Raw genomic sequence first — 11,961 nt, 5'->3', positions numbered from 1 at the left:
CGGCTTGAGATCATTCGAGTATCGGGTTCAGCAGTTTGAAGTACAGCTGCAGGAGTGATTCCACTTTGTGCTTCCGCCATTTCGTAGAACGGAACTCACATACAAAGCGGATACTGGCCTCTTGGTGAACCACTTGTAAAGTTAGATCATACAGCTCGGATAACGGTACGCCTGATGCGATGGCATTAGCACTATAGAACAAAGGTAACGTTCCTGTCCCGGATTCCGGTGAGAGTTGACTGACATGCTTCGAGTGGAAGCTCTCCCTGCCATCTTGCGCCTTGGATAGGTGAATAAGCTTAAATAATTCATCAAATTGCTCCAGAGAACCAAAATCCAGATCAAACACTTGAATATCATTGGGTTGTCCAATGGCAGCATGTATGCTCAACCGATCTTTATTCGACGTCTGTGCCAAGAGATAAGCGAACCCGGCAAACAAGATGTCTTCCGTGTCTACCTCCCACTTGCTGGCTGCCTTCCTAATACGATCATGAAGTTCTGCAGACAGGTTAAACTGTAACTCCTGCGTTTCGCTCGATGTCGAATTCCCCTCGCTGAAGTAGTCTATCGACAATGGGATTAACGAACGAGGCACATGGATAACATCGATCTCTTCCATCCGGTTCTCTATGAATGCGGTAATGTCCGAAATGGTCGGCAAATTAAACATGTCCGTTATCTTCACTGTTCCAGGGTATATTTCTTCGAGCCGGGCATGTGCCTTGATCATCAGCACAGAGTCACCGCCGATTTCAAAGAAATGCTGATTAATACCAATGTGAGCATTGCCAAGTACCTCGCTCCATATCTGTACCAATTGCTTCTCAATATCACTTGCAGGAGCTTGATATTCAGCTTTCACTGTGTGTACAGCGGTTGGTTCAGGCAGCGCAGCTCGATTCAGTTTTCCATTCGCCGTTAAAGGGATGGCTTCCATTCGAATGAAGAATGACGGCACCATGTACTCCGGCAATCTGGATATCAGGAATGCCCTCAGCTCCGTAATGGACACCTCTGTATCAGAGACATAATACGCACATAGGTATTTTTTCTTTTGTTCATTCAATCGGTCTGTTACATACACCCGCTTCAAGGCGTGGTGCTGATTCAATATGGCTTCAATTTCACCAAGTTCCACGCGATGCCCCCTGATTTTGATCTGGTTGTCCTTTCTGCCCAGAAACTCAATGTATCCTTCCTTACGCAGTACCCCGTGATCTCCCGTTCTATACAAACGGCCCAGGATCGGATGCTGAATGAAGGCTAGTTCCGTCTTCTCGGGATCACTTACATAATGGTCAGCTAGTCCCACTCCACCGATATATAATTCTCCAGGCACATCCATCGGACATGAGCGCAGTTTATAATCCAGAACATAGAACATCTGATTCGCCAATGGATAACCATAAGGGATGCTGCTCCAGCCGCTGGAAATTTCGTCAATGCTGTAATATATGGACCAAATACTGGCCTCTGTTGCCCCACCCAGACTCACAATGCTTGTATCGGGATATATGCTTCTGATTTTGTCCGGTAGTGTGAGTGGTATCCAATCTCCGCTGAGCAGAACGAGACGAAGACTGGTTTTGGTGTTGCTAAGGGCTATGGTGTTATCCACCCTTGCTCTTGCTACGTCGATTCCTTTCCCATTCACTTGTTCTGACGAAAAGGATTGTTCACCCAGCACAGCTATCGTTCGTTCTGTCCGTTCCGATTGAACCGCTTCAGTTGATTGCCCATAACGGGTTTCACTTGCACTGAAATTGCGTCTGATATCACTTTCATGCCTAATCCAATCTTCTTTCGGTGTGGCTTCATGATCCAGTTTTAATCCTGCCTCGACCGTATGCAGCCACACCTGATTTTCGTTTAATCCGAATAATGGTTTTACTTTGTCAAAGAGCATGTCTCCGATCGAACACATGCCAATTCCCAGCATTTCACCAATGTTGTTGATTGTGGACACCATAATACCCGTATCAATTAGCGAGTACAGGTAACCCTGTGCGCCATATTTCGGCATGGTAGCTTCCGCGTTATAGATGAAAAACAACGTGAATGCGGATGAATGATAGATGGACTTGTTGGTGTAGTAGTGCATCTCATCGGTTAATGGCTGATCCCCATGAATGAGACGAATACTTTGATCCACTGGACTGAAGTAGTACAGCCCTGCCTTCATCCCCGCTACTCTTCCTTCCTTGACATAAACAAACACATCTATTGGGTACAACCCTCCCGCAGAAGGATAATAATATAGAATCTCTTGCCCTTGCTGATATTGCCCCAGAACCCCCAACAGATCAGAGAACTGTTCCAACGTAATAGGTTGATCCTCCACAAAGGATCGATGAGAACGACGTTTGGAGATGAAATCAGGATACTGCACCCCAGGCTCCAGGTTAATTACAGGTGCTGTACGTTCCCCGAACGTGCGATGTAGCTGTACCTTTTTGAATGCTTCATACGCCTGTGCATCATATGCGACATTCTCGTCATACGGATTGCGGAATAGCTGGGTCTGTTTTCGAAAAATCTCCACCGGTTGCATAAGTCCGCTCACCAGAGCACGTCTGTGAATAAGCAGTTCCAAGAATGTATGCACTTGATCAGCACGCACATTCGGGAAAGCAGATGCAATCTCCGAGAGTCGAATCCCTTTTTGTGCAAGGAAGTAAAGCTCAGGGAACATGTGAGATGCATACTCGGGACATTTAAATTCATCTACATAGACATGCTTTCCGTCCATTCGCCACAAGGTGGAGAATGACCATTGGTATACCGGTTCTGTGGGCTCATCCTTTGCAGCCAACATGACAGATGTCGAACCTTCTTCAACACTTGCCCAACGGTAGCTTCGCTCAGCATCGGATTCCAGTCGGTCCATAAACATGTCCATGATGGCCGGAACTGAATTCCAGATCGTAACCTGATGTCGATCAACAGCTTCCATCATCATTCGGATATCCCTCTGGTCGGATATCATAACAAGTGCAGCACCAGCGGAAAGTGCACCGAACACGTCATACACGGACAAATCGAAACACATGGAAGAAATGCCGAGCATGCGATCCTTCTCATCAACTCCGAATTTTCTATTCATGTCCTGAATGGTATTCGTTACTGCCCCCTGTGTAATGGCAACCCCTTTCGGTCTGCCCGTACTTCCAGAGGTATAGATTATATATGCGAGGTCTTCAGGCTTTCCATAAGGTTCTCCATGGAATAATGGATAACTCGCTGCCGAGACTTGGTCGTAAGCATCCACATCCAGAACGATCCGACAGTCACTGTTCGTGAGCATGTAATCTCGCCGATCTTCGGGATAATCCGGATCAATCGGTACATAAGCTGCACCTGTTCGAAGTATAGCCATGACGTTCACTACGGTTTCCATACAGCGTCTTGCGATGACGCCAACGCGAACTCCTTGACCAATCTCCTGCTCAAGCAAATATTGTGCCAGTTGACCAGACCGCTGATCCAATTCGTTATACGTCATTCGACGATCTTCGAATATCAACGCATCCCGATCCGGGTAACGTCTGGCCATCCGTACAAACATATGCTGCAATGTCGTTGGCACGATCTCTTCTTCCGAACGGTTGTACAGCTCCAGCAGGTCGCGATCCGCTGCAGGAATGTCAGGACCCAGGATCGGTTCTCCCCGAATCAGACCATCCAGCAACGCTGTGTATTGGTCAAACATGGTTCCGATGACCTGTTCATCAAATAACCCTTCCACATAATCCCAGGTTAGTGTTAACTGTCCCCCTGCATCGGAGGCCTGGTGATCCAGGTATACCTGCGAAGTTTGACTGACACCTGTACGAACCTTTCCGATCAGTCCCTGTTTTCCTTCCGAGGTCTCCCGTTCATTAAAAATCATGCTGGTGAAGACGATGGGCATTACCGTTTTGTTTCCCATTTGATGATGTTTCGAAAGATCACGTATGAATTCGATGCCTTCATAATGCCGGTGCTCCAGCGCCTCCAGTATACTGTTCTGGACATGACGTACATGATCCATAAATTGGTTCCCGGAAGACATGTCCACATCAATCAAAATCATCGATGTAAAGTCACCAATCATATGCTGAATACTTGGATGGAACGGGTATCGGTTAAATACCGTCAAGTTCAGCGCGATCTTGGGCTGATTGCTCCAGTATGACAAGATCTGCGAATAGGCTGCACACAGAAGTGCCGAAGGTGTCAGACCGTGTTCATTAGCAACCTTTTTCAGCTTCTCCCAACGCTGTTGCTCAAACACCGCATTCAAGCGCTTGAATTTCGGCTCACTGATTCGGGTGGGATCTGTCTTCAAAGGCAATGCTGGTGCTGCGGGAAACGCCTCCACTCTGGAAAGCCAATATTGTTTATCCGCCAAATACGTGTTCGACTTTCGAAATTCGTTGTAGGCCAGAATATAATCCCGGAAAGTAAATGGAATAGGCTCTGGTTCAATTTCTGGATGATGATAGAATTCAAGCAGATCGTTATTGAATATCTGTATACTTGCTCCATCCGCAATGAGCAGATCATAGCCAAATAATAATAGGTGAGTATTATCGGATACTTTTTTCGCGCGTATTTCAAATAAGGGCCATTGCTCTAATTCGAAAATATGATGAGACATGCGGTCTCGTTCAGTTAGGATCACTTGCTCCCTCTCATCCGGGCTCAAGCCGCGGATATCTTCTATATCAATCGTATAGTCCGGAACATCTTGCAAAATACGTTGCTCCCCGGTAGGCAAGATGATGGCTCGCAACATGGGGTGATGCTCGATCAGCTTAATTAGCGCTTCATTGAATCGTGACATCTCCAATTCGGTCTCAAATTCAAGGTACCCATGGGTTGAAGTGCCCCCCAATTCAAAAGCCTGACTCCTTCCTGCGACATATGCCATCTGCACCTCAGTCAGAGGGAATGGCTGACCTTCGGAATCCGGAACTGGATCATACAACGGGTAGTGAACCGCTCCCGTCGCCTCTTCGTTCTCCACAGAGCTCTCCAGCAGGGCTGCCAATTCATAAATATCTCTCAGTGCCATGAATTCCTTGAAGCTGAGGCGCTGGTTGAATTCTTGTCCAATTCGGTTCACTAGTTGTACCATCCGAATCGAATTTATCCCCATCTGGAAAAAGCTGTCACGAACCCCTATGCCTTTCATACCGAATACAGCTTCACAAAGTTCTATCAGCTTGTGCTCAACCGGACTTTCCGCTCCGATATGAGCGTTCGACTGCTGCACAAATGTCGGTTCAGGCAATGCTTTTCGGTCGATCTTCCCATTGGGCGTCAGTGGAAATTGATCCACCGGGATCAAATGCTGCGGGACCATATAATCCGGGAGTGCCTGAGCAAGAAGACGCTTCATCTCCAATTCTTCATAGCTGTGTTCTGCCGAGTAATATGCCACCAGTACCTTTGTTCCCTGTTCATCCATCCTGTCTATTACGACAGCCTGTTTGACACCATGGATTGCTGATAACCGGCTTTCAATTTCGCCAAGTTCAACCCGATACCCTCTGATTTTGACCTGGAAGTCTCTTCTCCCCAGAAATTCGATGTATCCCTCTCTTCGCAATACACCGAAATCTCCTGTACGGTATAAACGACCTAACACCGGATGTTTAATAAATGCATTGTCACTCTTCACCGGATCATTATAGTATCCTTGGGCTAATCCTTCTCCACCTATACAAAGTTCACCAACTACGTCCACAGGACAAAGTCTTCCTTCGTAATCCAGCGTATAGAACGTTTGATTCGCAAGTGGTGTTCCATAAGGGATGCTGTTCCAATCGTGCTTCACAGCTTCTATTGGATGATAGATAGACCAGATAGAAGCCTCCGTCGCGCCTCCCAGACTGATAACCTGTGCCGAAGGGAAGCAGCCATATACTTGCTCGGGCAACTTTTTCGGTATCCAATCCCCGCTGAGCAGAACAAGTCTTAACTGATCATTGCATTGATCCGCTATATAATCCGCCATCAGCTGCATAATTGCCGGAACTGAATTCCAAATGGTTACGTTATGCAACTGTATCGTGTCATACATGTCGTGAATATCACGCTGATCAGCAACCATCACAATCGCCGCACCTGCTGCAAGTGCACCAAAAATATCATAGACTGACAGATCGAAACACATGGAAGATATGCCAAGAATTCGATCCTCATTCGACACAGCGAATTTCTTGTTGATATCCCGAATGGTATTCATGGCAGGGCCATGTGCAATGGCTACACCTTTAGGGGTTCCCGTACTGCCTGAAGTATAGATAATGTAGGCCAGGTCATCAGGTTCCGCCAGATGTTCTACTGGGCCTGAGGCATATTCAGCTAGTCCTTCCAGTACATACAGTTCCGGCAATAGCATCATTTGACAGCTGCTATTCTGAAGAATATATTGCTGACGATCTTCGGGATAATCGGGATCTACGGGAACGTACACCGCACCGGCCTTCAAAATACCAAGTGTATTCACAATCGTTTCTATACCACGTTTGGCCAATAACCCTACCCGATCTCCCCGATTCACTCCCTGTTGCAGCAAGTAACGAGCCATCTGATTGGATTGCTCATCCAACTGTTGATAGGTCATTTGCTGCTCTTGATAGATCAAAGCTGCCTGATGAGGCGTTTTCTTGGCCTGTTCCACAAAAGACTCATGCAGTGTAGAGTAATGAAATGTTTCTTCAGTGGCATTAAATCCATTCCAGATGGCCTTATCCTGTTCAGGCAAGCCTGGCAGGAATTCGGTATCCTCCCGCTCGCTCAGATGAATAATCATTGATGTGTAGTCATTGAACATAGCAGAGAGCGTATTGTAATCAAAAATCTCCTGGATATAATCCCAGTTAATGGTCAACTGTCCGTCTGTTTCCATGACCTGATTATCGAGGTATACCTGAGAAGTCTGACTTATGCCCATTTTCAAATCACCGATATGTTGCCAGCTTCCGATTGCATCTACAAACAATGTGCTGGTATATACAATCGGCATAATGGCGGAAGTTCCAGCTTCTCGATGACGGGCCAGTTCCCTAATGAATTCCACGCCATCATAATGTCGATGTTCCAGCATATTAAGCATTCCACTCTGCACATTTCTTGCTTGTTCCCAGAAAGGTTTCTTCGCCTGTTCGTTGATCTCGAGCAGCATGATGGATGTGAAGTCACCGATGATTCGATCTGCCTCTTCATGAAAAGGGAATCGGTTGAAGGCCGCCAGATTGATGGCAAGTCGATCCTGATTACTCCAGCGGGCCAGAACACGGGCGAATGCAGCGCAAAGAAGTGCAGATGGTGTCACATTTTTTTGTTGCGCCTTATGTTTCAGTTGCTCCCATGGACCCTGCTCCAATGTCCAACTCAACCGGGAGAACTGTGGTTTCTTAATATGTCTAGGCTCCCGTTTCAACGGCAGGGCTGGTGCAGAAGGGAATGACTCCAACTGATTCATCCAGTAATCCTTATCACGCGCATACAACTCACCCGTCTTCAATTGTCCATATGCCATAATGTAGTCCCTGAATGAGAATTGAAGTGGAGGAAGTTCCTTATCGGGCTCACGGCAATAATGCACCAGATCCTCTCCAAGAATCTGAATACTCGCACTGTCACAGATCAGTAGATCATAACCAAATAACAGATAGTGGCGGGTATCATCCATCTTGAATGCCTTGAACTCGAACAGCGGCCATTGATCCGGAATAAACATATGATGTGACATCCGATCACGGTCCACCTCAATACGCTTCCACTTCTCCTGCTCATCCAGATGGCGTACATCGACGATTTGCAATTCGTATTCCGGTACCTCTGGCAGAATTCTCTGCATACCCTCTGGTAATATGACTGCACGCAGCATCGGATGTCGCTCGATCACTTTTTGTAATGCTGTCTGGAAATGTGCCATGTTCAATTGGGTTTCCAGTTCCAAGTAATAGTGAGTGGATGTACCGCCCATCTCAAACCGCTCATCCCGGCCTAGCAGATAAGCCATCTGCACTTCAGTCAAAGGAAAGTCCTCATACCTTCTAGTTGGGTCCGGATCTTGTTGCGGGTATTCGGATATCTCACCAGATTCCTTGAGGGCACCAATCAAATGAATGGCCAGCTTCGCCAAATTCATTCCTTCGAAGAAGGTGTGATAGTTCAGATGAACATGGTAGCGCACCCGAATCTCGGTTATGATGCGCATCATGGAGATTGAATCGACCCCGAGTTCAAACAAATTGTCGTATACATCCAGCCCCGTAAAGCCCAGTACATGTCCAACCAGCTGGGCAAGTTCCTTCTCTGTACTTGTATATAAGCCATTATCTCGCCCATGCAGCTCAACCTTCTGCTCATAAGCAGTTCTAGCTGCTTTGGTCTTATGCCCATTCAATGGACTACGTTCCTGTTGAATACGTGCTGTCATCGCTTCAGAAAATTGAATTACCCGTGACGACTCCAGCAGAGGGAGAAGTTCACTTGAATAATTGGGTTCACCGATCAGTACTCGACGAATTCGACGGCTCAGTGCCATGTCAAATGCACTTAACGCTTGATGAGTCGGTAACGTCTTGAACGCCGTATCTATATTCAAACCAAATCTTGCTGCCATCCCGGTTTCCTTCCAGGCAGGCCAATTAATCGTCAATGTCCGGCCAGAGGCACTGGAGCGGTAAGACGCAAAGCTGTCCAGAAAACAATTCGCAGCAACATAATCGCTCTGTCCCGGTTCTCCCAACATGGATATGCCTGATGAGAACATAACGAAGAAATCAAGTGTTTCCTGAGCCGTCACTCTATCCAGCACCCAGGTTCCTTTAACCTTGGGCTTCAGGACTTCTTCGAAAGCAGCCTCTTCCTTGCGAATGATTAAGCCATCATTGGCAACACCGGCGCTGTTGATCACGCCATGAATCTGCCCATATTTCTCTTTCAACGTCTGCACAACCTGAGTCATCTGCTTCAGATCCGAGATATCCGCACTGATTAATTCAATACTCGAACCTCTGGATTCGATGTCCTTAATGATTCTCATGCGTTCAACCATTTCTTCGGATACAAGCTTCGAGTCTTCTTGCATCAGCCTGTCCCATTCCGCGCGATCTGGCATCGATGTACGGCTGATCAGTGCCAATCGAACACGGTGTTCATCAGCCAAATGCTTGGCGAATTGCAAACCAATTCCTCCGGTTCCACCAGCGATAAGATACAGACCATTCTCACGAATCGTCACGTTCTCCTGCTCGGCTTCCTGAATGTTGGCAATGTCCAGTTCCTCCACATATGGCTGGTTATGTCGGTACGCCACTTGGAAACGGTCGTGGAACCCTGTCAATTCTCCATATATCATACCGGCATCAGTCACCGAATCCATATCGACGAATCGGCAGGAAATCTCCGGATATTCCTGTTCAATAACTTTGGCAAAGCCGTTCAGTGTTGCATTCTCTGGTCTTACTTGATCCTCGAAGCCCGTAACAGCATTGGCGAGGGAGGATACGAATTGAAGTTGAAGTCCCTTTGTCAAATCATGATGTAACAGTGCCCTAATTAAATAAAAGGCACTTTGGATTCCACGACTTTGGCTTCGCTCCAGTTGTTCCTCCGTGCGCAAATGACCCCCTGAAGGCTTCTCTTCCAGAGTAAAACCATGAATAATTCCGGTCAGTCCCTGTCCTTTCAACTCTTCGAACAGTTGCATGTAATCACTCTCAACGCCACGAATAACATAGTGGGTATCGTCCTCTTTTGCATAACGATTTCCCCAGGCCACCTGAATAACTTTCGCCTCAGACTCACTCTCCAGCCTGGCTGCCAGTTCTGTGCTGACTTGATCTTCGCCACGAAAGAACAGTATTGTGCCTTTCATTTTGGGAACGACAGTAACCTGGGATGCGGGCGTGTATGGTTGCCAGACGGTGTGATAAAACATACCTTGAGCTTGTTGCTTTTCCACTTTTCTGCTGCGTTTGGGAATTTCAATCCAGCATCTGTGCGTCTGAAATGCATAAGATGGCAGACTGACCCTGAAAACCTTTAGGTCCGTATACAGGACTTCCCACTCTGCCTCGCCTCCAGATACATACAATGCAGCGGCTTGATGCAACGCGCTCATGTCCTGTTGTCCACTACCCGTGAATTCTTTCAGGGCTTGCCCTAACGACATGCCCAATTCGTGTTGGGAAGCAGGGGACAATCTGAATTCCTGATCTGCTGCTTCCTTATCTTTAGCCAGCTTGTGAAAACCGGTATAGATATGTGTTCCATGTGATATGCCAAACATTTGTTTCGACTGGTCCAGCTGAATCAGCTTGTCATGCAAATCGGTGTTGCTCATACATACGACAGCCACCCGATATGGAAATTGGTCTCTCCCTGTATTGGCGGTATAACAAATATCCTGCAACGTCGGCAGTTCACTTTTTTCAAGAAAATAAATGTACTTTCCGATCAACTGGCGCAGCGATGCCTCCGTCTTGGCGGATAGCGTCAGGATAGCCGTGTCAGCTGTTGGATTGACCACAGGAGTCCCTGATGTATCCCGGGAAGGTGCCTCTTCCAGCACAAGATGACAGTTCGTTCCACCAACACCAAAGGAACTGATCCCGCACCGTCGTGGAGATTTTCCATTGGTTGTCCACTCCCGCAGTGTGGTATTCACGTAGACCGGTGATCCACTAAAATCAATCGCTCTATTGGGTTTTTCAAAGTTCAACGTGGGAGGAAGCTTTTTATTCTTCAATGCAAGAATGGCCTTGATCAGGCCAGCAGTGCCAGCTGCTTCGTACAGATGACCAATATTGGTCTTAACTGATCCGATGGCACAAAATTGTTTCTTGGACGTGTATTGTTTGAACGCATTTTGAATGCCCTTAATTTCGATCGGATCGCCTAGCTCCGTGCCTGTCCCATGAGGTTCGAAGTACGAGATGGTTTCAGGATCAATGTTTCCATCCTCCCATGCTTTTACAATCAACTCAGCCTGAGTCGCCGGGTTCGGCACAGTCAACCCGCCGGAACTTCCATCCTGATTGACCGCCAAGCCTTTAATGACCGCATAGATCTGATCACCATCACGCATGGCAGATTCCAGCGGTTTAAGCAATAATGCTGTGACGCCTTCTCCCATCCCTGTCCCATTGGCGGAATCATCGAATGTCTTGGTCCGATAGTCTGGAGCTTCCATTCCAATCTTTTCATTCTGGTTCTCACGTGCCATCAGATGAAGTTTCACACCGCCAGCTATAGCCATGTCACATTCCTTGTTGCGTATAGCCTGACATGCCATGGCTACAGCTACAAGTGAAGATGAGCATGCGGTGTCCACCACAATACTGGGCCCTTTCAGATTCAAGAGATACGAGATTCGATTGGATAAGATTGAGGGCAAATTCCCAACGATGGACAATGCACTTGTCTGCATCGTTTCGGTAATATATCGCATATACATATCCTTGATATTGTTAGAAAAGCCCACATACACGCCGGTATTGGTCCCCGACAACTTGTCGTTGCCATAACCCGCATCCTCCATAGCCTCCCAGGCAGTCTCCATAAACAATCGCTGATTGACATCCGTTAGACTGGCTTCTTTGGGGGGCAGACGGAAAAATTCATGGTCAAACTGGTCGATATTATCCAGATACGCAGCTTCGTAATATTGAATTTCCTTCTCGGGTATATCCATATAAGACAGCATGGCGTCCATATCCGCTTTTCTCGATTTGGGAACAGGGCGTATACAATCCACACCACTTTGAATATTGTCCCAGTAGTCATCCAGCGTATCCATATTGGGCAGCTTGGCTGACACACCGATAATAGCAATATCCTTAACTGGTTTCTTTTCATTTTCTTTCAACATTTTCACGATCTGAGCCGCCGTTGTTTTGTTCATCTTCTGGTCTTTGACACTCTCTACCAGGAGCTTCAGAATTTTCTCCACTC

Annotated in this window: 1 protein-coding gene; it reads right to left on the bottom strand. The window is 47.0% G+C overall.

Features of this window, described 5'->3' with window-relative positions:
- Positions 1 to 10: 10 nt before the first annotated feature.
- Positions 11 to 11,959 (bottom strand): non-ribosomal peptide synthetase, encoded by an 11,949-nt coding sequence (locus C0Q44_RS11150; RefSeq protein ID WP_105407286.1) that lies wholly within the window; start codon positions 11,957 to 11,959, stop codon positions 11 to 13.
- Between the last annotated feature and the right edge of the window lie 2 nt (positions 11,960 to 11,961).

This window comes from Paenibacillus sp. PCH8, from assembly GCF_002968835.1.
Lineage (GTDB): Bacteria > Bacillota > Bacilli > Paenibacillales > Paenibacillaceae > Paenibacillus.
This window is presented reverse-complemented; position numbering and strand designations above follow the sequence as displayed.